This is a genomic window from Brevibacterium sp. NPDC049920, from assembly GCF_040656435.1.
Classification (GTDB): Bacteria; Actinomycetota; Actinomycetes; order Actinomycetales; family Brevibacteriaceae; genus Brevibacterium; species Brevibacterium pityocampae.
Genome location: NZ_JBFAMF010000003.1, coordinates 26,917 through 52,827 on the forward strand (window position 1 = coordinate 26,917; position 25,911 = coordinate 52,827).

Genomic DNA, 25,911 nt, shown 5'->3' on the forward strand with positions numbered 1-25,911 from the left:
GCACGCGGCGGATGCCCTGCGCGGCTACGACGAAGGGGAATGCGTGCGCTACGTTGTCTCGGGACTGCTCATCGTCGCCGGTCTGATCGTCGGCGCGATCGGCATCCTGCAGCAGACCGTCTGGGCACCGGACGAGACGATCACGGCCTCCGCCTCGCTGAGCGAGCGGGGCCCGCTGCTCGTCATCGAGCCGGGGGTGCTCAACCTCTACGACACGCCGGCCACGCTCACCGTGCAGGGCGAGGGCGAGCTCACGCTGTCGCAGGCCTCGAAGGAGAACATCGACATCTGGGTGGGGGAGACCCCGCACTCGCGCATCACCGGGCTCGCCGACGAATCGACCCTGGCGGTCGAGACCGGCGGCGGCGAGGGCGAGACCGCGGACCCGGCGAACGGCGACCTGTTCGAGTCCCAGCTCAGCGGCGAGGGCGAGATCGTCCTCGACTGGGACTCCGAGCCCGCGCGCACCGCGTTCCTCATCGCCTCCGACGGCGAATCGCCCGCAGCCTCCTCCGTGGAGATCAGCTGGCCCAACCACGCCGAGACCCCGTGGGCGCTGCCGCTCATGATCATCGGCGGGATCCTCGTCGCGCTCGGCCTCGTGCTCGGCTTCATGGACCTGCGCCGCGCGCAGAAGGAGAAGCAGCGCCGGGAGGCCCGCCGCGAGCGGCGCCGCAGGCTCGCGGAGACCGGAGCCGCCTTCGCGATCGTCCCCGTCATCGCGCTCGCCGGCTGCGGCGGTCCCGTCGAGCTGCCGACGCCCGCGCCCTCGGACCCGCCGGAGACCGCGCCCGCCGTCGTCACCGATGCCCAGCTCGAGCGCGCCATCACGGAGATCGCGGACTCCGTCGCCGCCTCCGATGAGCAGCTCCATGCCGATGCCCTCGCCGCCCGCGCGGCCGGGCCGTTCCTCGAGCAGCGGCAGTCCGCCTACGCCGTCAAGGACAAGGCGGAGGACTACGAGCTGCCCCCGGCGGTCGCTGCCGAATCGATCACTGTGAACTTCACCTCGGCGACGGACCAGTGGCCGCGCGTGACGAGCGCGATCACCTCCGACAGCGGGTCCGGCCAATCGCAGCTCCTCGTGCTGTCGCAGGAGAACGCGCGCGCCGACTACAAGCTGTGGTCGCAGAGCGTGCTGCTGCCCGGTGCGGCGATCCCCGAGGTCGCCGATGCGCGCCAGGGGTCCCAGCTCCTGGCACCGGACCAGGCGGGTCTGAAGAAGACTCCGGAGGACACCGTGCGCCATTACGCCGACGTGCTCCAGAACGGCGACGACTCCCGCTTCGCCGGTGACTTCGCCGAGGACGCCTTCCGGAAGCAGGTGGAGCGCGCGCAGACCTCCCAGCGCGAGGCGCTGTCCGAGGGCAACGGCACCATCGAGTTCGAGTACGCCCCGGCCGAGGGCAACCAGCTCGCTGCCCAGCAGACCGCCGACGGCGGTGCGATCGTCACCGGGCTCATCACCGTGACGACGACGATCGCCCCGGAGTCCGTCGAGGGCCGCACCGGCTCGCTGACGATCCCCGAGCCGCAGAAGTCGATCGTCGGGGAGAGCACGACGAGCCGGAAGCTCGTGACGAAGAACCTCCAGGTCGTGTCGTTCACCGTCCCCGCCGACGGCAACGCGCAGATCGCCCTCGTCGGCGTCTCCGATGTGCTCGCCGACGCCGAGCTCGCCCGCTGATCCCACCCCGGCCCGCCGAACCATCCGCCCGCCGACACCGCCCGAAAGGACATCCCGTGACGCAGCCGCCCCAGCACCCGGATCCGCAATCTCCCGCCCAGCCGCAGCAGGGGCTCGATCTCTCCGCTGTGCGCACCCAGCACGGCGCCACCGCCCCGACGACCGGTGACGCGGCCGGCGGTGCCCTGCCGGACAACGCCGTCGAGGTCCCCGCCCTCGTCTTCGACGTCACCGAGGAGACCTTCAACGACGTCGTGCAGCTCTCCTCCGACGTCCCCGTCGTCATCGACCTGTGGGCCGACTGGTGCGGGCCGTGCAAGCAGCTCTCCCCGGTCCTCGACCGAGTGGTGGCCGACCTCGGCGGCCGGGTGGTGCTCGCCAAGGTCGATGTCGACGCGAACCCGCGCATCCAGCAGATGTTCCAGGTGCAGTCGATTCCGACCGTCGTCGCGATCGTCCAGGGCCAGCCGGTGCCGCTGTTCCAGGGCGCGCAGCCCGAGCCCCAGGTGCGCCAGGTCTTCGACCAGCTCCTCCAGGCCGCCGCACAGGCCGGGATGACGAAGATCGCGGTGCCGCGCGGCCAGACCGCGGCCGAACCCGAACCCGCCCACCCGGAGGCGCTCGCCGCGCTCGAGGCCGGCGACCTCGACACCGCCGCCGAGGTCTACCGGAAGGCCCTCGCCGAGGCACCCGCCGACGAGGACGCGAAGGTCGGGCTCGCCCGGGTCGGCCTCCTCCAGCGCACCCGCGACCTCGACCCCCAGGCCGTGCGGGATGCCGCGGCCGCCGACCCGCGCTCGGTGCCCGCCGCGCTCGACTGCGCCGACCTCGACCTCGCCGGCGGGCACGTCGACGACGCGTTCTCCCGCCTCCTCACCGTCCTCACGACGAGCGCGGGGGAGGAGAAGGAGACCGTGCGGGTCCGTCTGCTCGAGCTGTTCGAGGTCGTCGGGGGCACCGATCCGCGCGTCGTCAAGGCCCGCGCCCGCCTCATGCGGGCCCTGTTCTAGAGGGACCGGATGCTGCGCCTCATCCTGGCCGCCCTGTGCGCGGTCATCGGACTCGCGGTGACCGCGCTCGCGGTCTCCGCCGTCGCGGTGACCGGCACCGACGACGTCACCGAGACCGAGCCCTTCACCGTCGCGGACGGCACCTACGCCATCGTGCTCGACGAGCAGCAGGTGCCCTACGAGGGGACCACCGCCACGATCACGGCCGAGAGCGACACCGAGCTGTTCATCGGCACCGCGAGCGGCGTCGACACCGAGAACTACCTCACCGGCGTCGCCCACGAGACGATCACCGGCGTCGAGTTCCCCGGTGCGCTGAGCCACCGGTCCGTCCCCGGCGAGCCGCAGCCGGTGACGGCCGCGGCCACCCGCGACTGGTGGCTGGCGAGCGACACCGGCACCGCCGTGACCCATCGCTTCGACCTCGATGCCGCACCGCAGATGGTCGTCATCGCGCCGGCGGACCCGGATGTCACCCTCGACGGCACCACGGTGCGGCTGAGCATGGACGTGGAAGGGGTGTTCGGCTTCACCCTGCTCGGCTTCGCAGTCGCAGTGCTCGCCTTCGGGCTCGCCGCGTTCCTCCTGCTCCGCCGGTGGAACACCCGGCTCCGCCCGCCGCCCAAGCTCCCCAAGCGCAAGGGCACAGGCGATGGCCGGGGCACAGGCAAGGGCAGTGGCGACCGCCCGGCGCCTGCCCGGCGGCCCGGCAGGAGGCCCGGACGACTCGGTGGCACCGCGGTCGGCGCCTCGGCGATGGCCCTCGTGCTGTCCGGCTGCACCCAGCTGCCCCTGCCGATCGCCCAGCCCGCCGAGCCGGAGCTCACCCCGTACGAGCGGCCGGCGCTGCGCCCGGGCGATGCCGGGACCTTCATGACGGACTACACCGAGGCGCTCGACGCGACCCTCGCCGGGGACCAGGAGGAGCTCGACGGCATCCAGACCGGGCCGCTGCTCGGGCGCACCCGCGCCGAGGTGCTCATCGCCCGCGCCGAGGAGCAGACGCTGTCAGCGGTGGCCTTCACCGAGGTCGTCGCCGGCGGGCCGATGTTCGACGAGTACCCGATGTGGTTCATCGGGTTCGGCGACCCGGGGGAGGGCGAGTCCGTGCAGGCGATGCTCGTCACCCGCGAGTCCGCCGCCGAGGACTGGAAGGCCGCCCAGTCGCTGTTCGTCCCGCGCGAAGCCGTGCCCACCCTGCTCGCCGGCAGCGACGGCGCGGTGCCCCTCGCACCCGATGCGCACCAGGACGTGGCGGCGGCCGCCGCCGCGCAGCTCGACGGGTTCCTCGAGACCGGGACGCTGCCGGAGAGCCCGGTCGAGTTCGCCTACCCGACCGACACCTTCTCGAGCTTCCGCGAGTACGTCGACCAGTTCTCCGAGGGCGACAACGCCTTCGAGGACGTCGGGGTGACATGCGAGCCGTACACCGAGGTGCCGCTGAGCACCTACGCGCTCGAGACGGAGGCCGGTGCCGTGTCCTTCGGCGAGGTGCAGTGCACGATCACGCTCTCGGTCCCCGGGGACTTCTCGATCGACATGGGCACTGCCGTCGAAGCCGTGATGACGAACGACGGCGGCGGCAACACCGTGCAGATCGACGCCTCCCTGCCCTACCTGCTCACGAGCGCCGGCGCGGAGAACACCGTGTACGGCTCCGACTGGTTCCTTCTGTCCTCGCAGACCTCCGAGGACTGAGCGGGGCTGCGCCGCCGCGAGGACCGGACCGTCCGTGGCGGCGACCGAGCGGTCTCAGCCGCGCACCCGGTGGTCGACGCGTGCCAGCCACCACAGGCCGACGACCGGGAGCACGAGCGGGATGAATCCGTACCCGATCCCGAACCCGGACCACACGCTGGGGGCCCGGAACACCTCGGGATGGGTGAAGCTCAGCACGCCGACGACGAGCACTCCGAGAAGCTCGATGAGGCAGGACGCGATCGCGATCCGGTGGGTGGTGCGGTTGCCGATGACCAGGCACACCGTGGCGATGATGTAGACGACCGCCGCGACGGCCGACAGCGTGTAGGCGGTCGGCGCCTCGTCGAACTCGCGGATGATCTGGTACCCGGCGCGCGCGGACGCGGCGAGGGCGAACACGCCGTAGACGGCGGTGAGCGCCCGGCCGGGACCGGAGTGCATGGCCGACCAGCCCGGTCGCCCACCGGTGGCCGTGCCGGCGGTGCCGGGTGCGGAGCGGCGCGTCCTCAGAGCCAAATCTGGTCCATCCTCTCGATCATGACGAACACGGTGACCGCCGCGGCGGCGACCACGGCAGGCCCCCAGCGGCTGAGCTCCGCGAACGCCCAGAACCCGGCGAGCGGGACGAGCAGCAGCGCGGTGAAGAGGTAGCCGAAGAAGAGCAGCGGATCGGTGCCGTCGGCCCGGCCCCACAGCGCGATCGACACGACGAGCTGCACGATGAGGAGCACGAGCAGGCCGCCGGTCGCGCCGAGCAGCCCCTTGCCCGCAGCGGTGTTCCGGATCGTGAGGACGAGCGCCCACACGGTGAGGACCGCAGAGTACGCGAAGAGCAGATAGGTCAGGGCAGTGAGCACCGGACCAGTCTACCGAGGGCGCGCAGCGGATCACGAAGGGGCAACGATCGCCACCAGGTCCCCGGAGGCAGGTGTGGTCGATGTCACAATCACTGCAGGGCCGCACGTGCGGTGCAGACTCGGGGACAAGGGGCGCGGGAGATGGCGATGACGCGCACACGGTGGATCACAGCGCTGGCGGCGACGGGAGCACTCGCACTCGCGCTCGCGGGCTGCGGGCAGTCCGGCACTCCCGGCGGTGAAGGATCCGGAGAGGGCGGCGCGGCCGGCGGCGACACCCCGGAGTACACCGTCGCCGACGACTTCTCCCTCGAGGAGTCCGAGACATGGAAGGTCGCGAGCGAGCGCGGGACGATCCGGATCGGCGTCAAGTACGACCAGCCGGGGCTCGCCAACGTCGAGGTCGGCTCCGAGCTGCCCGAGGGCTTCGACGTCGAGATCGCGAAGCTCGTCGCCGCGGGGATCGGATTCGCTCCCGAGGACATCGAGTTCATCGAGACCGTCACGCCCAACCGCGAGCCGTTCCTCCAGCAGCGCACCGTCGACCTCGTCGTCGCGAGCTACACGATCAAGGACGAGCGCAAGCAGGTCATCGACTTCGCCGGCCCCTACTACATGGCGGGCCAGGACCTGCTCGTCCTCGCGGATTCGGAGATCAACGGTCCCGACGACCTCGCCGGGACCACGGTGTGCTCCGCGGACGCCTCGACCACCGCGATGCGGATCGAGACCGACTACCCCGAGGCCGACCTCGTGACCTACGACGCCTACCCCAAGTGCATCAACGACCTGCAGGCCGGCAACGTCGACGCCGTCACCACCGACGACTCGATCCTGCGCGGGTACGCCGCACAGTACGGGGACGAGATGCGGGTCGTCGGCGAACCCTTCTCCGAGGAGCCCTACGGCATCGGCATGCCCAAGGACGAGCAGGAGCTGCGGACCGCGATCAACGAGATCCTCGAGCAGGCGCGCGAGGACGGCACCTGGGTCGAGGCCTTCGAGTCGACGCTCGGCGACAGCAGCGGTGTCGAGCAGCCGGCGACCGAGGACTACTGAGCCGAAGGCCGGTGAGCCGAGGGCTGCTGGGCTGAGGACTGCAGGGCCGGGGGCTGCCCGGCAGCCTGCCCGACGGCGGGCCGCTGCATCTGTGCGATGCGGGTCCGGCCCATCGTCAGGCCGATGAGGGCGAGCAGGCCGCCGATGACGAGGTAGACCGAGATCGGCCAGGTCGCGCCGTCGGAGATCTGGAGCAGCCAGGTCGACACCGAGGGGGACAGGCCGCCGCCGAGCACCGCTCCGACCTGGAACGACACGGACACGCCCGAGTAGCGGAAGCGCGGGGCGAACAGTGCGGTGAACCAGTACGCCATGGGTCCCCACACGATGCCGGCGAACGCGTAGCCGCCGACGATCGCGATCGTGGCACCCGTCGCGGTGGCCGAGGAGAAGAACCAGAAGAACGGGAACGCCCAGGCGATGAGGAGCACGGTCCCGATCCCCATCACCCGCGTCATCCCCAGCCGGTCACCCAGATAGGCGGCGGTGAGGCAGGTGACGAGGTGGACCGCGGAGCCGATGAGCCCGGCGGCGAGGATCGTCGAGCGCTCCATCCCGAGCGCCTCCGTGCCGAATGCCATGGAGAAGGTGTTGATGATGAAGATCGTGAGGTTGAAGCCCATGTTGAGGAGGATCCCGGCGAGCACGAACATGCCGGCGGTGCGCACCACCTCGACGAGGGGCGCGGCCGCCGTCGAGTCGGTGCGCTCGAGCGCGGTGAACTCGGGCGACTCGTCGAGGCGCAGCCGGATGTAGAGACCGACGAGCACGAGGACGGCGGAGGCGAAGAACGGCAGCCGCCAGCCCCAGTCGAGGAACGCATCCCCCGTGGCCGAGGCCGCGAGCGTGAAGGACAGCGTGCCGAGGATCGAGCCGAGCGGGGAGCCGCCCGTCGCCCAGCCGCCGTAGAACGACTTCGTGCCGGCCGGGGCGTGCTCGGTCACCATGACGAAGGCGCCGCCCTGCTCCCCGCCCATGAAGAAGCCCTGGAGCAGGCGGAGCGCGAGCACGATGAACGGCGCGGCGAGACCGATCTCGGCGGTCGCCGGCACGAGGCCGATGAGGAAGGTGCACACGCCGGTCGCGGTAAGGGTGGTGACGAGCATCGACTTGCGCCCGAGGCGATCGCCGAAGTGGCCGAATACGAGCCCGCCGAGCGGGCGGGACAGGAAGCCGGCACCCATGGTGAGGAAGGCGATGAGGGTGCCGACGAGCGGGTCCTCGGTGACGAAGAAGACCTGGTTGAACACGATCGCCGAGGCGAGGCCGTAGATGATGAAGTCGTACAGCTCGATCGCGTTGCCGATGCCCGAGGCCAGCGCGACGCGCCGGACGGCCGAGCGCGGAGCGGCCTCGGCGGTCCTCGCAGGGGTGGAAGTCATGAGAGGAATGGTAGGACGAGGCCCGGCCGCGGCGTTCGGCGGGGTCGCCTGGTGGACGGGACGCCGCGTAGAATCGCCCACGATGCGCACCTACTTCGACCATGCCGCCACCTCGCCGATGCCGCCGGACGTGCTCGACGCGTACACCGCGGAGCTCCGGCGCGCAGCCAACCCCTCGTCCCTCCACGCGGAGGGCCAGGCCGCCCGGATGAGGATCGAGCAGGCCCGTGAGGACATCGCACGGGCCGTCGGCGCGAGCACCCCGGCCGAGGTCGTCCTCACCTCCGGCGGCACGGAGGCGGACAACCTCGCGATCAAGGGGCTGTGGAGGCTGCGCAACGCCGATGTCGGCAGCGCGGGTGACGCCTCCTCGGGCGAGGAGCCCAGCGGCGGCGAACACTCCTCGCCACCGCGCCCCCGCATCCTCATCTCCGCGATCGAGCACCCCGCCGTGTCCGAGGCTGCCGACTGGCTCACCGGGCTCGGTGCCGAGGTCGTGCGGATCCCCGTCGATGCCGACGGCCGCCTCGACCTCGCGGCGTACGAGGCGGCGCTCACGGCGGATCCGGATCGGACCGCGCTCGTGTCGGTGATGGCGGCGAACAACGAGATCGGCACGGTGCAGCCGATCGCGGAGGTCGCCGCGCTCGCCCGCGCTCACCGGGTGCCAGTGCACACCGACGCGGTGCAGGCATTCGGCCAGCTCCCGCTCGACTTCGCCGCAGTCGGCGTCGACGCGATGACGGTGACCGCTCACAAGATCGGCGGCCCGGTGGGCATCGGCGCGCTCGTGCTCGGCCGCGACCTGGCACCGGAGCCGGTGCTCCACGGCGGCGGGCAGGAGCGCTCCGTGCGCTCAGGGACCCTCGACGTGGCCGGGGCCGTCGCCTTCGCCGCCGCCGCGACCGCCGCGACCGCGGACCCGCCGGCCCGGGCGGGGCACATGGCCGCGCTCCGCGACCGGCTCATCGACGGGATCACCGCGGCGGTGCCCGAGGCCGAGCTGTCCGGCCCGCCCGGCGCGGGCCGGCTGCCGAACAACGTCCACTTCGTGTTCCCCGGGTGCGAGGGCGACACCCTGATCTTCGGCTTCGACGCTGCCGGCTTCGCGACCTCGGCGGGTTCGGCCTGCTCGGCCGGGGTGTCGCGGCCCTCGGAAGTGCTGCTCGCCTGCGGGCGCGACGAGCCGACCGCGCGCGCCTGCCAGCGCTTCACACTCGGCCCGGAGACGAGCGAGGCCGACGTCGATCGCCTCCTCGCCGCGCTGCCGGAGATCGTCGTGCGCGCCCGCCGGGCCGGCATGGCATCGGGGGCCCCGGCATGAGGATCCTCGCCGCGATGTCAGGTGGCGTCGACTCCGCCGTCGCCGCCGCCCGCGCGGTCGACGCCGGGCACGAGGTCGTCGGCGTGCACCTCGCGCTCTCCCGGATGCCGGGCACCCTGCGCACCGGCTCGCGCGGGTGCTGCACGATCGAGGACTCCCGCGACGCCCACCGGGTGGCGGGCCTGCTCGGCATCCCGTTCTACGTGTGGGACTTCTCCGAGCGGTTCAAGGAGGACGTCGTCGACGACTTCATCGCCGAGTACTCGCAGGGCCGCACCCCGAACCCGTGCATGCGCTGCAACGAGAAGATCAAGTTCGCCGCCCTCCTCGACCGGGCGCTCGCGCTCGGCTTCGACGCGGTCGCCACGGGCCACTACGCGGAGATCATCGAGGGGGCCGATGGCACCCCCGAGCTCCACCGCGGCCTCGATCTCAACAAGGACCAGTCCTATGTGCTCGGCGTGCTCACCGCCGAGCAGCTGCGCCACTGCTTCTTCCCGATCGGCGCGGCGACGGCGAAGGCCGAGGTCCGCGCCGAGGCCCGCGAACGCGGCTTCCCGGTGGCGGACAAGCCCGACTCCTACGACATCTGCTTCATCCCCGACGGGGACACGAAGGCGTGGCTATCCGACAAGATCCCCATGCGCCCCGGCCTCATCAAGGACACCGAGGGGGCCGTGCTCGGCGAGCACGAGGGCGCGATGACCTACACGATCGGGCAGCGCAAGGGCCTGCGGATCGAGCGGCCGGCGGCGGACGGGAAGCCGCGCTACGTCGTCGACCTCGACCCGCGGGAGAACACCGTGACGGTCGGTCCGCGCAGGGAGCTGTCCGTCGACCGCCTCGACGGGATCCGCACCTCGTGGTGCGGCGCGCCCCCGGCGGACGTCGGCTACGCGGAGTCCCAGGCGATCGACTGCGAGGTGCAGATCCGAGCCCATGCCGACCCGGTGCCGGCCCGGATGTGGCTCGGTGAGCTCATCACTGAGGTGGGGGACGGCGAGCACAGCGCTGAAGCGGAGGACGCCGAGGCGGAGGCGACCGCCACCGTGACGGGGGCAGGGGAACCCTCCGACCCCGCGGCCATCACCGTGCCCCGCTCCCGCCCGCCCGGCCGGCTCATGCACGTCGTCACCGAACGCCCCCTGTCCGGGGTGGCCCCGGGGCAGACCATGGTCGTCTACCGCGGCACCCGGGTGCTCGGCCAGTCGACGATCGATCGCGCGCACCGCAGCACCGCGGCGGTCTGAGGCCCCGCGCCGGCGGGTTGCCGGGGACGCCGCACCCTCACCGATGCCGAGGTCCAGATCGTCATGACCGACGGCGGTCGGCGGCCCCCCTGTTCTGCACCGCGGTCCCCGGTGACGGACCCCGCCCGGCCCCCGGCAGTGCCCCGGGGGCATGACGTCCGTCCCACTCGCTACTGTGGTGCCATGAGCACCGCACCGTTCGGATCCTGGGATTCCCCGATCACCGCCGCGCACGTGGCCGCAGGGTCCGAGCCGATCCAGCGCGCCCGGTTCGCCGGCGACGCGATCTGGTACTCCCAACGCATCTCCGACGAGGAGGGGCGGACCGGGATCTTCGTGTCCCGCACCGGCCGGTTCGGCGACGGGGAACTCGTCCTCCCGTGCGGCCACAACGCCCGCAGTCGCGTCCACGAGTACGGCGGCGGGGCCTGGGAGATCGACGGGCCCTCGGGCACGCTCTACTTCGTCAACGCGACCGACCAGCGCGTCCACGCACTCGACACCACCGACCCGGGCGCCCGTCCCGTCCCGCTCACCCCGGCCACCCGGTCGACCGTGCGCTACGGCGACCTCGTGCTCAGCGGCGGCCGGCTCCTCGCAGTCCGGGAGAGCCACCGCGCCCCCGGCGAGGTGCACCGCTCCATCGTGGCCATCGAGACCGGCGAGCCCGACGCCGGCGCGCTCGTCACCCTGGCCGAGGGGCCGCACTTCCTCGCCTGGCCGCGGATCTCACCGGACGGTCGCTGCCTCTCCTTCATCGGCTGGGACCACCCGCACATGCCCTGGGACGAGACCCGGGTGTACATCCAGGAGCTCTCCGAGGGGCGCCCGGTCGGGCCCGCGGTTGCGATCTTCGGACGTGCCGAGGAGTCGGTGCTGCAGCCGGAATGGCTCGGCAGCAGCACGCTCGTCGTCAGCGCCGACCGGACCGGCTGGTGGGAGCTCTATCGGCTCGACGTGCCGACCTTTCTCGCCCGCTGCCGGGGCGAGGCCGGGGCCCGACCGGCCGAGGAGGTCCCCCTGCTGAGCACCGATGGGGAGATCGGCGGCCCGCTGTGGTCGCTCGGCGACCGCTGGCACCTGCCGGTGGAGCACGGCAATCGGATCCTCGCCGAGAGCCGGTACGGCACCTCCTCCCTCGTCTGGTCCGATGTCCGCACCGGCGAGCACCGGATCATCGACTGCGGGCTGACGAGCTTCTCGATCCAGGACTATCGCGAGGGCACAGCCCTGCTCGTCGGGGGCAGTGCGCACCGGGTGAGCGGTCTCTACACCTTCGAGCTCGCGAGCGGCGAGCTGTCGCCGGTGGCACTGTCGAACGCGCGCCTCGCGCACGCCGACCACTATCCCACCGCGGAGCTGCGGGAGTTCGACGGCGTCCCCGCCGTCGTGTACCCGCCGCGCAGCCCGGGGTTCTCCGGACCCGTCGGTGAGGTGCCGCCCTATGTCGCGTTCGTCCACGGCGGGCCCACCGGGCAGGCGGTGCCGATGGTGTCGGCGCACCACGCCTTCTTCACCTCGCGCGGGATCGGCGTCGTCGACGTCAACTACGGCGGCTCGACCGGCTACGGGCGGGCCTACCGCAACCGGCTGCGCGGGCAGTGGGGGATCGTCGACGTGCAGGACACCGTCACCGTGCTCCGCGGACTTGCCGCCGCCGGGGAGGCGGACCCGGACCGACTGGCGATCAGCGGCGGCTCCGCCGGCGGGTGGACCGTGCTCAACGCGCTGACCACGACCACCGATTTCGCCTGCGGGGCCTCCTACTACGGGGTCGCGGAGCTCACCCGGTTCGTCACCGAGACCCACGATTTCGAATCGCACTACATCGGCACGCTCGTCGGCCCGCTGCCGGAATCTGCGGAGATCTACGAGGAGCGCGCCCCGCTCAACCGGCTCGACGCGCTGTCCGCCCCGGTGGCGGTGTTCCACGGCGCGCTCGACACCGTGGTTCCGCAGAGCCAGACGCGCCGGCTCGTCGCGGCACTCGAACGACTCGACCTGCCCTTCGTCGCGAAGGTCTACCCACGCGAATCGCACGGCTTCGTGCGGCCCGAGAACCTCATCGACTCCCTCGAGACCGAGCTCGGCTTCTACGGCCGCATCATGGGCTTCGACACCCCGGGCATCCGCCGGGTCCACCTGCGCGGACGCGGCCGATGAGCGGGGATCCCACGTCCGGCGGCGGACAGCCGGTGATCGGCGGCGAACGGACGACGGCCACCGCGCCCCAGCGTGCTTTCTCGACCACCGGGGTGTGGCCGGGGGAGGACCCGCGGCAGGGTGCCTCGGCGTCGTTCGACGACCTCGCCGCCGGCTACCCGGCGATCCCGCTCACCGGTGCCCCGGCCCAGGGCGGGAGCCGCTGGGCCGTCGACGGGACGGGTGCGGCGGTGCGGCTGCTCGCGGAGCTGCCCGTCGACCTCGGCTCCTACGGTTGGCGGCTGAGCCGCGGCGAGGGACGGGACCAGCGCGTCGAGGAGTCGCGGTTCGGCCGCACCTTCGATGCCGTGGGCGAATACGGCGAGGGCTATGGCGGCCGCACCCTGCTCACGCTGCCCGGGCCGTGGACGCTGATCCGGGCGCTCAGCCTGCCGGGCGGCACGCCGGTGCTCGGCGATCGCGGAGCGGTGCGCGACGTCGTCCAGGACTATGCCGCCGGCATCACCGCGGAGCTCGACCGCTGCGAGCGGCTGCTCGGCGCCCGGCCGCGGGTGCGGCTGTGGGAGCCGTCGCTCGATGCGATCCTCACCGGTTCGGTGCCCACGGTCTCCGGATTCCGCACGCTGCCCGCGCTCGCCGAGCAGTCGGTCACGGCGGCGCTCGCGTCGTTCCTCCGCCGGACCGGGCCGGACACGATCCTCGGACTGCCGGAGCTCGGCCACGTGCGGATCAGCGGCAAGGCCGTCGCCCACCGGCGGCTCCTCGCCGATGCCGAGGTCGGGGCGCTGAGCATCCCGCTCGAATCTCTCGAGTCGTTCGACGGGCGTCGCTGGGAGGCGGTCGCCGAGGCCGTCGATGCCGGGACCGAGGTGTGGCTGCGGCTGCCGGCGCGGGCCGGTGAGCGGCCGAGCGAGGTCACCCGCTGGGTGGATGCGCTCGCCGAACCCTGGGAGCGCATCGGGATGAACCGGGCGAGCCTGTCCGGATTCGGTATCCTCACCGGGTGGGAGCTGCCGGTCCGGCTCCCGCCGCTGCTCCCGGCCGACGCCTCGGTGCGGACCGCGCTCGGGAACATCGCGCTCGCGCGGCGCCTCGCCGATGCGCTCGCGGAGGAGTCGTGACCGGGACCGGAGCGGTGAGCGTGCGGGCGGCGTGGGTTCGGCCGGGGCGGACGGGCGCGAGACACCAGAACGACGGGGAGGCAGCATGACACGCTCGACGAAGCCGGCGGGCGACGAATCGACCGCCGAGGAGCCGATGGCAGCGGCTCAGGACGGTGCGGCCAAGGCCGCGGATGAGACTCCGGTGAGCAGCGCCTCGACCAGCGACGCCTCGGTCAGCGACGCCTCGGTCAGCGATGCCTCGGTCAGCGACGCCTCGGTCAGCGATGCCTCGGTCAGCGACGCCTCCGACGACACCTCGGACAGCAGCTCTGCTGATGTCGACCTCACCGACGCCTCGGCCCGTGCCCGGTACGCGCAGGAGCTCACGGCCGCGATCGAGGCGCATCGCGAGGCCTACTTCAAGCACGATGCGCCGACCGTGTCGGACGCGGAGTACGACGCGCTCATGGTGGCCCTGCGGGACCTCGAGGAGCGGTTCCCCGAGCTCGTCGACGACGCCTCGCCCACGCAGACCGTCGGCGGCGCCGTCGACACCTCGACCTTCGCGGAGGTCGAGCACCTGTCGCGCATGTACAGCCTCGACAACGTGTTCTCCCTCGAGGAGCTGCGGGCCTGGCGGGCGCGCACGGACAAGGCGGTGCCGGCCGGCACCCGGTTCCTGTGCGAGCTCAAGATCGACGGCCTCGCGGTCAACCTCCTCTACCGCGACGGCGAGCTCGTGCGGGCCGCGACCCGCGGCGACGGCCGCACGGGCGAGGACATCACCGCGAACGTGCGGACGATCGCCGACATCCCGACCCGGCTCGACACGGAGTTCCCGCCGGCGGAGGTCGAGATCCGCGGCGAGGTGTTCTTCCCCGTCGAGCGATTCACCGAGCTCAACGCCGCGCTCGTCGAGGCGGGGAAGGCGCCCTTCGCCAACCCGCGCAATGCCGCGGCGGGTTCGCTGCGCCAGAAGGATCCGCAGGTCACCGCTGCGCGCCCGCTCCACATGCTCGTCCATGGGATCGCCGCCTGGACCCCGGCGGGGCCGGATCATCCGGAGCCCGCCGCACAGTCGGAGGTCTACGAGCAGCTGCGGTCCTGGGGTCTGCCGATCAGCGAGTACTACCGGGTGCTCGGTGCCGAGTCGGAGGTCGAGGAGTACATCGACCACTACGGCGAGCACCGCCACGACGTGCTCCACGAGATCGACGGAGTGGTCGTCAAGGTCGACGACATCGGGACGCAGGAGGAGCTCGGATACACCTCGCGCGCCCCGCGCTGGGCGATCGCATACAAGTACCCGCCGGAGGAGGTCACCACCCGGCTGCTCGACATCCAGGTGCAGGTCGGCCGGACCGGACGGGTGACCCCGTTCGCGGTGATGGAGCCGGTGACCGTCGCGGGGTCCACGGTGAGCAAGGCGACCCTCCACAACGCGCACGAAGTCAAGCGCAAGGGCGTGCTCATCGGCGACACGGTGACGATCCGGAAGGCCGGGGACGTCATCCCCGAGGTGCTCGGCCCGGTGGTCGCGGCACGCACCGGGGACGAGCGGGAGTTCGTCATGCCCGCGGTGTGCCCGTCCTGCGGAACCGCGCTGCGGGAGATGCGCGAGGGCGACAAGGACATCCGGTGCCCGAACTCCCGGTCGTGCCCGGCGCAGGTCGCGAACCGGCTGTTCTACCTCGCGTCCCGGGCCGCTCTCGACATCGAGGCGCTGGGGGAGGAGGCCGCGCTCGCGCTCACGCAGCCGGTCGCCCCGGAGGTGCCTCCGCTGACGAGCGAGGCACACCTGTTCGATCTCACCGTCGAGGACCTCGCCGAGGTCGAGATCGAGCGGGAGAAGCGGGTCAAGGGCGAGCCGACCGGCGAGATCGAGCGCGTCAAGTACTTCTACACCAAGGAGGAGCGGTACGTCCGCGGGGAGAAGGCGGGCGAGCTCAAGAAGCCCTCGGTGCCGCGGGCGAACACCGTGAAGATGCTCGAGGAGATCGCTGCGGCGAAGGAGCGCCCACTGTGGCGCGTGCTCGTGGCGCTCTCGATCCGGCACGTCGGCCCGACCGCGGCGCGGGCGCTCGCGGAGCGCTTCCGCACGATGGAGGCGCTGCGCGGTGCCTCGTTGGAGGAGCTCGCCGAGGTCGAGGGTGTGGGTCCGACGATCGCGGAGAGCGTCGTCGAGTGGTTCGGCGTGGACTGGCACCGGGAGATCGTCGACACGTGGAAGGACGATGGGGTGGTCATGGCCGACCCGGAGCCCGTGGACTCCGACGTGCCGCAGACGCTCGCGGGGCTGACGATCGTGGCGACCGGGAGCCTCGAGGGTTTCACCCGCGACGGGATCAAGGAGGCGATCACCGGTGCGGGCGGGAAGGCCGCGAGCTCCGTGTCGAAGAAGACCGATTACGTGGTCGCCGGGGAGAACGCCGGCTCGAAGCTCGAGAAGGCGGAATCCCTCGGTGTGCCCGTGCTCGACGAGGCGGCATTCGCCAAGCTCCTCGCCGAGGGGCCGGCCAGCGGCGATGGCGACACCGCGGACGAGGACAGCGATGCCGCCGATCTGGATGCCGAAACCGGCAGCTGAGCCGGTTCGAACGTCATGAGCTGAGAGCACTGTGAACGGCCCCCACAATCCCCGCCACCCCGACAACCCCCAGCATGTCCCCGGTCCCCACCAGGGCTCTGGTCCCGAGCAAGCCTTCGGGCTCCACCGGAGCTCCGGTCTCGAGCCCGGGGGCAGGCACCAGCTCTCACCGGAAGCAGGGTCTGCTGCCATGCCCGGTGGGCCCGTCCCGGTGCAGCAGCCGACCGGGGCGCTGGGCAGGTGGCTCGGGCTCATCAGTCTGTGTGGGCTCGCCCTGCTGGGGAATATCTTCGGGATCATCGCGACGTCGATCGTCCACGCGAAGAGCAGGCACAAGCCGATGCTCGCGCGGCACAACGCCCGGAACGCCCTCAACTGGTCGATCAGCTTCGGCGCGTACACGGCGCTGCTCTTCACCATCCACTTCATCGTGCTCTACGTGGTGACGGCGGATGAGCCGTACACCGGCGGGTTCTTCCCCATCGCCACCGCGATCGCGATCTGGATGGCCGTCGGTGTCTATCACGTCATCGGCTCGATCGTCTGCGCCGTCAAGGCGGCGAACGGCTCGGTCGCCTGGCTGCCCGGAACACTGCCCTGGGTCGGCAGCCCCCGCTGACGGGGAGCATCCACTGAACGCCAGATCCACTGAACGCCGGCATCCGCTGAACGCCAGTCGCCCTGCTGAGGAGTGGTGTCTGTTGACCGGTGACCTCCGGTGATCGGTCGCCTCCAGCTGATCAGCGGGCTCAGTTGATCAGCGGCGTCAGTCGATCGTCAGCCCCCCCCCCAGATTGAAAGCCTTCTGACCGGCAGCCTTCTGATCGGCAGCCTCTGCTGGTTGGAGCAGCAGCGGATCTGCACATCTCAGGGTCGGATCGGTCTGGGGTGCGGGAGAGGTGCCGTCCCGTGTCGATTCAGAGGGGCGGCGGGTCGTCGTCGGCGTGCCACCAGGAGTCGCCGTCGTCGGCGGGAGATGCGGTCGATGTCTCCTCCGTGCTCCTGTCGTCGGACGTGCCGCTGAACAACGTAACGGAGTCCGTGAGGCGCGTGTCCTCTCGGCTGGCCGCGGGCGCGCGGTCGATCGTCGTGTCGGGTTGCGGCGCGGTGGCGTGCGGACGGTTATCCTCCGTCTCGGAGGCGTCGGAGGCGTCGGAGGCGTCGGGGTCCGGTTTCGGGACCTTCTCCCAGTACGCCCACGGATCGATGACCACGGCAGCGGCGGAACTGCCCGCGTGCTGTCATCCGGATCTTGGTGCGGCGGACTGGCAGCTGGGCATACTCCGGGCGGTTGATCGGGCGGCCCGTTGCCGGGGCCGTGTGGTGGTCCGGTGTTCGGGGTGTCCGGCGGGTCGTCGTCATCAAAGTCACGCGGCGGTCCGCCATCGGGAGGACTCCGTAGGTCGTCGTCGCCGTCCGACAGTTGGGTGCCCGGGGTGTCCGGGTTGTCGTCGGGTTCGTTCGGCGGCGGATCGGGCTCGTCGGGGTCTTCGGGGTCGGTTAGGCCGAGGAGGCGGCGGGTGATGCGCGCGGCTTCGCGATCGGCGGGCCTGTCGGCCGGTGTGGTGGTGTGGGTGATGCCGTGGGCGAATTGCCAGCAGATGAGTCCGTCGGTGGTGCGGTGCAGGCGCAGGATCCGTTCGGTCTTCATGTGGTGGTGCTGCTTGCACAGGGGGTGGAGGTTGTCGAAGTCCGTCCGCCCGCCACGGGAGGGATTCGCGTGGTCGAAGGGGGTGATGTGGTCGGCTTCGCTGGTCTCGGCCCGCCGCGTGCAGCCCGGGGCGGTGCACCAGGCCCAGGTCTGGTTCAGCGTGGTGCGCATTCCGGCCGGCAGCGTGTAGGACTGTGCGATCTCGGGGCAGATGGCGCCGGTGGTGGGGTCGGTGAGGATGCGGGTGAATTTCTCCGACCCGGCGGCGAGTCTGCGGGCGAGGTCGGCGGGGATGGGGGTGCCGTCGGACCAGGTGCCGGGCAGTGTGGTGTGTCCGGTGAGGGTGAGGAAGGGGACGGTGATGACGACGGTGGCCTGTCTGCGCAGCCAGTCCTGATTCGACGGACACGTCACCGTGACATGTTGCCGCACTCGCTCGTCCGGGCCTGCTTCACCTGCATCGGTATCACCGGTGGAGGGGAAGAGTCCTGGATTCGGATCTGCGGTACTCCCCTCAGCAGTGAACGCGCCTGCGTCCTGACTGCAGGCGTCGTCGGAACCGGCGGTGTCGTTCGGGGTGGTGATCTCGACGTGGGTGCTCGGGGCGGTGGCGGAGAGGAGGTCGAACATCAGCTGCGGGATGGTGCGATCGTCTGCGATCTGCGCCCCGGCCGGCAGCTGCTCGCCGAAGGTCGAGGTGTGGGCGGCCCGGATCGCGCGGGCGGTGGCCTCGAGGCGGCGGTGCAGGGCGTGCAGGGGCTCGAGGGGACCGGTGAGGAGTAGACGTCCTTCCCGGGCATCGCTGCGCCAGAAATCGACCCGCCGGTTCTCCCGCACTTGCTCCTCCTGCTCCTCGTCATCGGTGAGCATCCGGATGAGCTCGTTGACCGCTCGGCAATAGGCTTCCCACGACAGATCGGGACGCAGTGCGGTGATCCCCGCATCGAGCGCTGCGAGTTTCTCATCCCCGAGTCGGTGAGCGCGGCGGGCGGCGTACTGCAGGCGCTCGTAGCGCAGGATTCCGGTGGTGGCGCGGTCGTGGCAGGCCCGCAGGCTGAACGTCGCGATGAGTGCTTCGCGGGCGGCGGTGTAGGCGCGTGTGATGGTGGTGTCGAGGACCGCGGCGAGACAGGTGAGGTGTTCGCCGGTGACGCGTTCGAGCACCCAGTGGGCGAGCGACCCATCGGCAGGCAGGCCGTAGCGGTCCCGCCCGCACCCCGGGCAGCCGGTTCCGGTGCAGGTGGTGCAGTCGGGGGTGGGGGTGAGGTCGAGGCATTCCTCGATGATGGTCTCGGCGATGAGCTGCATCCGGGCGAGCATCACCCGATCATGGGCGGCCACCGAGTCCCGCAGCCGCAGGAGAGCAGGCCGCTCACCGAACGGATGACCGGCAGGGTCGCGGGGATCGGAGTCGCCGGGGTCGGTGCTGACGGGGTGGACGGTGGGTGCGGTCATCGGAGGTCACCTCCCTCGGAACGGAACGATCAGAGTGGATACTGGGACTGGATCGGGTGTGCTGTGCGAGTGGTTCCAGGCTATCGGGACCCACGGACACGGGATGCGCGTAAAGCACCGAAAAACCGTGTTATCCACAGGGTGTTCGATATTGATCTGAATATTCTTTCGTCTGCACCATCGATTGGGGAAATCTACCCCGCTCTGCGCAGGGATGGGTTTCCGCGCCCCGTGCGCGTACCGCCTCTCTCGCATCTCTCCACGACTGCAGCTCGAGCCCTGCCGACCCCCTGCCAGCCCCCTGCCGGCCACCTGCCGGTCGCCACCCATCCGCAGGATGTGACCGTGCCTCGGCGCAATCGGTTCCTGCGCCGGCGCGAGGCAGACCCGCGGCTCGGGGGTCACTGATCTCTGTACCGGGCCTCGCTCAGGTAGGGCCCGCCTCTGCCGTGACGCAGTCCGTTCCAGCACCGCTCAGTCATTCACTTTGACACTGTCCGTTCCAGCGCCACCCAGCCGTTCGCCGCGGTTGCTCATGCGGCTCGTTCCTGCTGGCGCTGCTCCGCCCTGCTCACTCGGCTTCGTCTTGCTCAACCACCCCCGTCTCGCCTGCTCAACCACCCCCGCCCGTCTCGCTTGCGCAACTCACCCTGTTCGCCCCGCTCGCCCCGCTCGCCCCGCTCACCCCGCTCGCGCAGCTCGCCCTGCTCACCCAACTCACACTGCCCACGCACCCCGCTCAACTCACGCGGCTGCGCCCGGGCGGCGGTGCTCGGACGACTGTGTCAGGGCCAGACACTAGACTGACCGACGTAGACCGACCGCTGCCGCGCACACTGCCACAGGCGCTGCCACCAGCACTGCCGAACGCACCGACGCAGGCACGGCGCGGAACATTGCCACCGAACACCGTCAACGAAAGGGTGAAGATGTCGGAGAAATCCGCTCTCACGTCCGCGGAGGTCGCCCACCTGGCCGACCTCGCCCGGATCGCCATGAGCGAGGAGGAACTCGCTCGTACGGCCGGCGACCTCAGCTCGATCCTCGCCAACGTGGCCCGTGTGGCCGAGGTCGCCACGGACGAGGTCCCCGCGACGTCCCACCCCATCCCGCTCTCCAACGTCATGCGTGAGGACGTCGTCGGTGAGACCCTGACGAACGAGCAGGCGCTGTCCGGCGCCCCCCAGTCCGAGGATGCCAAGTTCCTCGTCCCGCAGATCCTGGGGGAGGACTGACATGACCGACACTCCGCAGAATCGGGGCACCTCGCAGTACGCCGACGCACCGCAGAACACCGACACTCCCCAGAGCTCCAGCGCTCAGCAGACCTCCGACCTCACCCGGCTCACCGCCGTCGAGCTCTCCGCCGGCCTGCGCGCCGGCGACTTCTCCGCGACCGAGGTCACGCGTGCCCACCTCGATCGGATCGAGCAGGTCGAGGGCACGGTCAACGCCTTCATCACCGTGACCGGTGACGTCGCGCTGGCGACCGCTGCCGAGGTGGACCGCAAGCGGGCTGCCGGCGAGGACCTCCACCCGTTCGCCGGTGTCCCCGTCACCCACAAGGACCTCGTCGTCACCTCCGGCATCACCACGACCGCCGGCTCGAAGATCCTCGCCGACTGGGTCCCGCCCTACGACGGCACGGTCTACCGCCGGACGAAGGCCGCCGGACTTCCGCTCCTGGGCAAGACCAATCTCGACGAGTTCGCCATGGGCTCCTCGACGGAGCACTCCGCGTTCGGCAATACGACGAACCCCTGGGACACGACCAAGGTGCCCGGCGGTTCGTCCGGCGGTGCCGCCGCCTCGGTCGCGGCGTTCGAGAGCCCGTTCTCCGTCGGCACGGACACCGGCGGATCGGTCCGCCAGCCCGCCGCCTTCACCGGTACGGTGGGCGTCAAGCCGACCTACGGCTCGGTCTCCCGCTACGGCGTCATCGCAATGGCCTCGAGCCTCGACCAGGTCGGACCCGTCGCCCGCTCCGTCATCGATGCCGCGGCCCTCCACCAGATCCTCGCCGGCCACGACCCGCACGACTCGACCTCGCTGCCCGGTGAGGTGCCCGACTTCCTCGCCGCCGCCCAGCAGGGCGCGTCCGGCGGCGCGCTCGAGGGCGTCCGCCTGGGAGTCGTCAAGCAGCTCGCGGGGGAGGGCTACGAGGACGGCGTGAGCGCCGCCTTCCGCTCCGCTCTCGACCTCGCGGCCGCCCAGGGCGCGGAGATCGTCGAGGTCGACTGCCCGTCGCTCGGCTACGCGCTCGACGCGTACTACCTCATCATGCCCTCCGAGGTGTCCTCGAACCTCGCACGCTACGACGGCATGCGGTTCGGCCTGCGGGTCGAACCGGAGGACGGTCCCGTCACCGCGGAGACCGTCATGGCCGCCACCCGCGCCGCCGGCTTCGGCGCGGAGGTCAAGCGCCGCATCATCCTCGGCACCTACGCGCTGTCGGCCGGCTACTACGACGCCTACTACGGCTCGGCGCAGAAGGTCCGCACCCTCGTGCAGCGCGACTTCGCCGCCGCCTTCGAACAGGCCGACGTCCTGGTCTCGCCCACCGCCCCCACCACGGCGTTCGGGTTCGGCGCGGAGAAGAGCTCCGACCCGATGGCGCTCTACCTGGGCGACGTCGCCACGATCCCGGCCAACCTCGCCGGCATCCCCGGGATGTCGCTGCCCGCCGGACTGTCCGAGGGCCTGCCCGTGGGCTTCCAGCTGCTCGCCCCGGCCCATGAGGACGCGCGCCTCTATCGGATCGGCGCCGGCCTCGAATCCGCACTCGACTCCGCCCGCGGCCACTCGCTGCTCGCGCAGGCACCGGAACTGTGAGGAACACGATGAAGTACGAAGACGCAATCGCGAAGTATGATCCGGTCATCGGCATCGAGGTGCACGTCGAGCTCGGCACCGCCACGAAGATGTTCGACGCCGCGCCCAACACCTTCGGCGGCGGTCCGAACACCAACGTCACCCCGGTCTCGCTCGGACTCCCCGGGGCGCTGCCGGCCGTCAACGGGAAGGCCGTGGAATATGCGGTGAAGATCGGTCTCGCACTCGGCTGCGAGATCGCCGAATCCTGCCGCTTCGCCCGGAAGAACTACTTTTACCCGGACGTGCCGAAGAACTTCCAGACATCCCAGTACGACGAGCCGATCGCCTTCGACGGCTCCGTCGAGGTCGAGCTCGCGGACGGCGAGATCGTCACCGTCCCGATCGAGCGCGCCCACATGGAGGAGGACGCCGGCAAGAACACTCACGTGGGAGGCTCGGACGGGCGCATCCACGGCGCCCAGCACTCGCTCGTCGACTACAACCGGGCCGGCGTGCCGCTCGTCGAGATCGTCACCCACCCGATCGTCGGCACCGGGGAGCGCGCTCCCGAGGTGGCCTCCGCCTACGTCCGCACGCTCCGTGACATCTTCAAGGCCCTCGACGTGTCGGAGGCGCGCATGGAGCAGGGCAACGTCCGCGCCGACATCAACGTCTCCCTGCGCACCTCGCCCGAGGCGCCGCTGGGCACCCGCACGGAGACGAAGAACGTCAACTCCTTCCGCTCGATCGAGCGCGCCGTCCGCTTCGAGATCAGCCGCCAGGCCGCGATCCTCGAAGCCGGCGGGTCGGTCCTGCAGGAGACCCGCCACTTCCACGAGGACACGGGGGAGACCTCGTCCGGGCGTGTGAAGTCCGACGCCGACGACTACCGGTACTTCCCCGAGCCCGACCTCGTTCCGGTCGAGCCCGCCCGCGCCTGGGTCGAGGAGATCCGCAGCACTCTGCCGGAGCTCCCCGCCCAGCGCCGCCGCCGGCTGCTCGGCGAATGGGGCTTCTCCGAGCTCGAGATGCGCGATGTCATCAATGCCGGCCTGCTCGACCCGATCGAGGAGACCGTCACCCTGGGCGCCTCGCCGGCCGCCGCGCGCAAGTGGTGGACCGGGGAGATCGCTCGTCTGGCCAAGCAGGACGAGGCCGAGCCGACGCAGCTCGCCACCCCGGCGCAGGTCGCCGAGCTCGCCGGTCTCGTCGAGGCCGGGAAGCTCAACGACAAGCTCGCCCGGAAGGTGCTCGCCGGCGTCGCCGCGGGCGAGGGCTCCCCGAGCGACGTCATGTCCGCGCGCGGACTCGAGATCGTCGAGGATACCGGCGCGCTCGAGGCCGCTGTGGACCAGGCGCTCGCCGACAACCCGGATGTGGTCGAGAAGATCAAGGGCGGCAAGATGCAGGCGATCGGCGCGCTCATGGGGCCGATCATGAAGGCCACCCGCGGTCAGGCCGACGCAGGCAAGGCGCGCGAGATGATCATGGCGAAGATCGGCGGCTGACACCGCTGGTTGTCTGACACCGTCGAACGGCTGCCGCCCTGTCGGCGGACAGTCGGGGCCGCGGAACGGCGGTTGGTCGCGCATCGGATCGCCCGCCGGTCGCACCGCGCACACGGCTCCCGGGACGAGGTGGGGAAAACCCCCGACTTCTTCCCGGGAGGCGTCTGCATCCCCGGATACACAGCGATGTGTCAGTTCCCGGTCCTACACTGGAGGCCACGATCCGGTGCCGCCGCCATGCCTGCGGGTGGTTTCCTGCCGCGCGACGCGGCCGGGCCGGACAGCAGTGGTGAGACCCGGACAGCAGTGGTGAGACGCGGAAGGTGGACGGTGAGCAGAACCTGGAAATCGCTGTGGCGCGAGGAGTGCGGTGCGACCCCGCCGGTGTACCGGATCCTCGTCCCCGACAGCGTGCCCTCGAGCGTCGTGAGTACCTGGCTGGCCCGCGGGTACCGCGTCTCGGTCGGCTCCCCGGCCCCGACCTTCGTGTCCCCGGCCATGAACCGCAACCTCATCCGCTCGAACTTCGTCTACCGCACGACCGCCGGCGCCGGTCTCACCGCGACCGGGCTCGCCGCGTTCCCCACCGCCGTTATCGCGCTCGCCGGTGATGTCGTCGCCGCCGGGGTCGTCACCACGGGAGTGTTCGGCGCGATCACCGCGGTGGCCGCCGGCTGGACCGGGCTCAAGTACCGCCGCGACCCCAAGCGCCTGTCGAAGAAGGACAAGGAGGCCGCAGCCGCCGCCCGCTGGATCACCCCCACCGACCTCGGTTGGATTCCCGGGCTCACCTCCGGCCAGGACACCGACGAGCAGCGCCTCTTCCACCTCGCTGTCATCACCGCCCGCCGGATCGCGCAGACGCGGGCGTGGACCCACCCGATCCTGCAGGACCACGTGGCCCGCGTCGACCTCGACCACGCCGTCGCCTCGATCGGCACCCGCCTGCAGGAGCTCGTCGAGCTCCGCAGCGAGCTCGAATCGGTGCGCGAACCGCAGACGAGCGCCCGCATCGACACCTACCTGACCAAGCTCGCGACCGCATTCCGCTCGATGGCCGACCGCGTGGTCGCGATGCACGAGTACTACGAGCACCTCCTCGATCTCGACCGCCAGCTCACCGTCCTCGCCCACACCGAGCAGTCCAAGGTGCTCGGCGACCGGGTGCTCGACGTGCTCTCCCGCACCGCCGACGACGAATCCGCCGACTGGCGCTTCCGCGAGCTCAACATCGAGGCCGAATCCCACGCCGACGTCATCAAGGGACTGCTGTCCGAGCTCGAGGAGACCGCCGAGGAGTTCGACGACCTCGACGACCTCGACCGCAGGCTCGCCCAGGCGCAGAAGTCCGGGGCGCAGCAGTCCGAGGCGGCCCCGGCCGGCGCCGGGCCGGCGCGGGGGAGCGGGTCGTCCACCGCCGAGGCGCGGGCCGCCGACCGTGACCACGTCGGCCGGGACCACGCCGACGGGGTCGACGGCGGCCGGCATAGCTCTGTCCAGCACACCGCCGATCGCTCCGACCGCGGCCCGGCCGCGCTCGAACCGGGTGCGGAACCGGTGTTCGATCTCAGTGCCGAGCTGCGGCGCCAGGCCGGCGACCTCCATCGCGAGCGGCGCGACTGAGGTCGGCGGCCGCGCGACCGGCGCGGATGCCCGATCGGCCGCGGAGGCCGGCCCCGGCCCGGCTGCTCGCCCCGGGTTTCGATCGGGGCTCAGCGTGTGATCAGTGCCCGAAGGGGTCCGGGTCGGTGCCCGGCATCCAGGAGATGCCCGGCTCGTCGTAGCCGTATTCCTCCTGGGCCCGCTTCCACTTCTTCGACCAGCGCTTGTCGAGCTTGTCGACGTAGAGCGTGCCCTGCAGGTGGTCGAACTCGTGCTGCATGATGCGCGCGAACCAGCCCTCGACGGTGAGGCTGATCGGTTGCCCGTCTGCGTCCTTCCCGCTCACCGTGACCCGGTGGGCGCGCTTGATCGGGAAGTCGAGACCGGGCACGGACAGGCAGCCCTCCGACTCGGTGTCCGGATCGGGCCTGACGTCCTCGATCTTCGAGGCGACGAGCACGGGATTGACGAACACGCCGCGCCGGCGCACCTCGGCGACCTCGTCGTCGGCGTCGTAGACGAAGATCTGCTGCCCGACGCCGATCTGCGGCGCGGCGAGACCGACGCCCTTCGATGCGGCGAGGGTCTCGAACATGTCGTCGATGAGGGTGTGCAGGGCGGAGTCGAACTCGGCGACGGGCTCGGCCCGGCGGTGGAGGACCGGCTCGCCGTACACGACGATGGGATGGATGGTCATGCCCAGGAGTCTAATCGAGCCGGCGTTCCCGGAGGTCGGACCGGGTGCGCGCACCCTGTGA

Annotated in this window: 19 protein-coding genes and 1 pseudogene; 14 read left to right on the forward strand and 6 right to left on the reverse strand. The window is 71.3% G+C overall.

Annotated elements, in window-relative coordinates:
* The first annotated feature begins 43 nt into the window (after positions 1-43).
* From AB0I45_RS03415 to AB0I45_RS03425, 3 genes are read left to right on the forward strand one after another with little or no spacing between them, the layout of a single operon-like run.
* Positions 44-1,687, forward strand: coding sequence for a hypothetical protein (locus AB0I45_RS03415; RefSeq protein ID WP_360316734.1), 1,644 nt, complete (start codon positions 44-46; stop codon positions 1,685-1,687).
* 56 nt (positions 1,688-1,743) lie between these two features.
* Positions 1,744-2,697, forward strand: coding sequence for a tetratricopeptide repeat protein (locus AB0I45_RS03420; protein WP_360316737.1), 954 nt, complete (start codon positions 1,744-1,746; stop codon positions 2,695-2,697).
* A gap of 9 nt (positions 2,698-2,706) precedes the next feature.
* Entirely contained in the window at positions 2,707-4,395 is a 1,689-nt protein-coding gene (locus tag AB0I45_RS03425; RefSeq protein WP_360316740.1) for a hypothetical protein, read from the forward strand.
* A gap of 54 nt (positions 4,396-4,449) precedes the next feature.
* Here AB0I45_RS03425 and AB0I45_RS03430 read toward each other — a convergent pair whose 3' ends face one another.
* Together AB0I45_RS03430 and AB0I45_RS03435 are read right to left on the reverse strand one after the other, a co-directional pair.
* The gene (locus AB0I45_RS03430) at positions 4,450-4,914 is read right to left on the reverse strand and encodes a hypothetical protein (protein WP_360316743.1); all 465 of its coding nucleotides are present in this window, start codon (positions 4,912-4,914) and stop codon (positions 4,450-4,452) included.
* The gene (locus tag AB0I45_RS03435; protein ID WP_137320240.1) at positions 4,905-5,255 is read right to left on the reverse strand and encodes a hypothetical protein; all 351 of its coding nucleotides are present in this window, start codon (positions 5,253-5,255) and stop codon (positions 4,905-4,907) included. Before AB0I45_RS03435 ends, AB0I45_RS03430 begins: the two co-directional genes overlap by 10 nt.
* Before the next feature lie 147 nt (positions 5,256-5,402).
* On the opposite strand from AB0I45_RS03435, the gene AB0I45_RS03440 reads away from it, so the two are divergent.
* Positions 5,403-6,314, forward strand: a complete 912-nt coding sequence (locus tag AB0I45_RS03440; RefSeq protein ID WP_360316747.1) for a glutamate ABC transporter substrate-binding protein — start codon at positions 5,403-5,405, stop codon at positions 6,312-6,314.
* Here the strand turns inward: AB0I45_RS03440 and AB0I45_RS03445 are convergent.
* A complete protein-coding gene (locus tag AB0I45_RS03445) occupies positions 6,308-7,696 on the reverse strand; it encodes an MFS transporter (RefSeq protein ID WP_360316750.1) in 1,389 nt (462 codons plus the stop codon). The two genes, AB0I45_RS03440 and AB0I45_RS03445, sit on opposite strands and share 7 nt — an antisense overlap.
* Before the next feature lie 82 nt (positions 7,697-7,778).
* Between AB0I45_RS03445 and AB0I45_RS03450 the strand changes: the two genes are divergently transcribed.
* The 4 genes from AB0I45_RS03450 to AB0I45_RS03465 all read left to right on the forward strand — a co-directional run bounded on the left by AB0I45_RS03450 (position 7,779) and on the right by AB0I45_RS03465 (position 13,554).
* The gene (locus AB0I45_RS03450) at positions 7,779-9,020 is read left to right on the forward strand and encodes a cysteine desulfurase family protein (protein ID WP_295690668.1); all 1,242 of its coding nucleotides are present in this window, start codon (positions 7,779-7,781) and stop codon (positions 9,018-9,020) included.
* Entirely contained in the window at positions 9,017-10,270 is a 1,254-nt protein-coding gene (gene mnmA / locus AB0I45_RS03455; protein ID WP_360316754.1) for a tRNA 2-thiouridine(34) synthase MnmA, read from the forward strand. The genes AB0I45_RS03450 and mnmA overlap by 4 nt, the downstream gene beginning before the upstream one ends.
* 183 nt (positions 10,271-10,453) lie before the next feature.
* Complete coding sequence (locus tag AB0I45_RS03460; protein WP_295690915.1) at positions 10,454-12,433, forward strand: prolyl oligopeptidase family serine peptidase; 1,980 nt, start codon at positions 10,454-10,456, stop codon at positions 12,431-12,433.
* Positions 12,430-13,554, forward strand: a complete 1,125-nt coding sequence (locus AB0I45_RS03465; protein ID WP_295690912.1) for a hypothetical protein — start codon at positions 12,430-12,432, stop codon at positions 13,552-13,554. Before AB0I45_RS03460 ends, AB0I45_RS03465 begins: the two co-directional genes overlap by 4 nt.
* Before the next feature lie 147 nt (positions 13,555-13,701).
* Here the strand turns inward: AB0I45_RS03465 and AB0I45_RS03470 are convergent, their stop codons facing one another.
* Positions 13,702-13,923 carry a pentapeptide repeat-containing protein gene (locus tag AB0I45_RS03470; RefSeq protein WP_360317112.1) on the reverse strand — a complete coding sequence of 74 codons (222 nt, stop codon included), beginning with the start codon at positions 13,921-13,923 and terminating at the stop codon, positions 13,702-13,704.
* On the opposite strand from AB0I45_RS03470, the pseudogene ligA reads away from it, so the two are divergent.
* Positions 13,919-16,123 (forward strand): annotated as a pseudogene (ligA, locus tag AB0I45_RS03475) (NAD-dependent DNA ligase LigA); the annotation flags it as partial. The gene AB0I45_RS03470 and the pseudogene ligA overlap by 5 nt on opposite strands.
* A 190-nt stretch (positions 16,124-16,313) precedes the next feature.
* Complete coding sequence (locus AB0I45_RS03480) at positions 16,314-16,742, forward strand: DUF4870 domain-containing protein (RefSeq protein WP_137320233.1); 429 nt, start codon at positions 16,314-16,316, stop codon at positions 16,740-16,742.
* Positions 16,743-16,889: 147 nt separating this feature from the next.
* Here AB0I45_RS03480 and AB0I45_RS03485 read toward each other — a convergent pair whose 3' ends face one another.
* On the reverse strand, positions 16,890-19,229 hold the full coding sequence (locus AB0I45_RS03485) for an HNH endonuclease signature motif containing protein (RefSeq protein WP_360316759.1): 2,340 nt from the start codon (positions 19,227-19,229) through the stop codon (positions 16,890-16,892).
* 929 nt (positions 19,230-20,158) lie between these two features.
* Between AB0I45_RS03485 and gatC the strand changes: the two genes are divergently transcribed.
* The 4 genes from gatC to AB0I45_RS03505 all read left to right on the forward strand — a co-directional run bounded on the left by gatC (position 20,159) and on the right by AB0I45_RS03505 (position 25,174).
* Positions 20,159-20,464, forward strand: coding sequence for an Asp-tRNA(Asn)/Glu-tRNA(Gln) amidotransferase subunit GatC (gene gatC / locus AB0I45_RS03490; protein ID WP_247423923.1), 306 nt, complete (start codon positions 20,159-20,161; stop codon positions 20,462-20,464).
* Between the two features lies 1 nt (position 20,465).
* The gene (gene gatA, locus AB0I45_RS03495) at positions 20,466-22,061 is read left to right on the forward strand and encodes an Asp-tRNA(Asn)/Glu-tRNA(Gln) amidotransferase subunit GatA (protein WP_295690385.1); all 1,596 of its coding nucleotides are present in this window, start codon (positions 20,466-20,468) and stop codon (positions 22,059-22,061) included.
* Between the two features lie 8 nt (positions 22,062-22,069).
* Entirely contained in the window at positions 22,070-23,551 is a 1,482-nt protein-coding gene (gene gatB, locus AB0I45_RS03500) for an Asp-tRNA(Asn)/Glu-tRNA(Gln) amidotransferase subunit GatB (protein WP_137320229.1), read from the forward strand.
* A 330-nt stretch (positions 23,552-23,881) separates the two neighbouring features.
* On the forward strand, positions 23,882-25,174 hold the full coding sequence (locus tag AB0I45_RS03505; protein ID WP_295690384.1) for a hypothetical protein: 1,293 nt from the start codon (positions 23,882-23,884) through the stop codon (positions 25,172-25,174).
* Positions 25,175-25,274: 100 nt separating this feature from the next.
* Here AB0I45_RS03505 and def read toward each other — a convergent pair whose 3' ends face one another.
* Positions 25,275-25,850 (reverse strand): peptide deformylase, encoded by a 576-nt coding sequence (gene def, locus AB0I45_RS03510; protein WP_295690382.1) that lies wholly within the window; start codon positions 25,848-25,850, stop codon positions 25,275-25,277.
* Positions 25,851-25,911 lie beyond the last annotated feature (61 nt).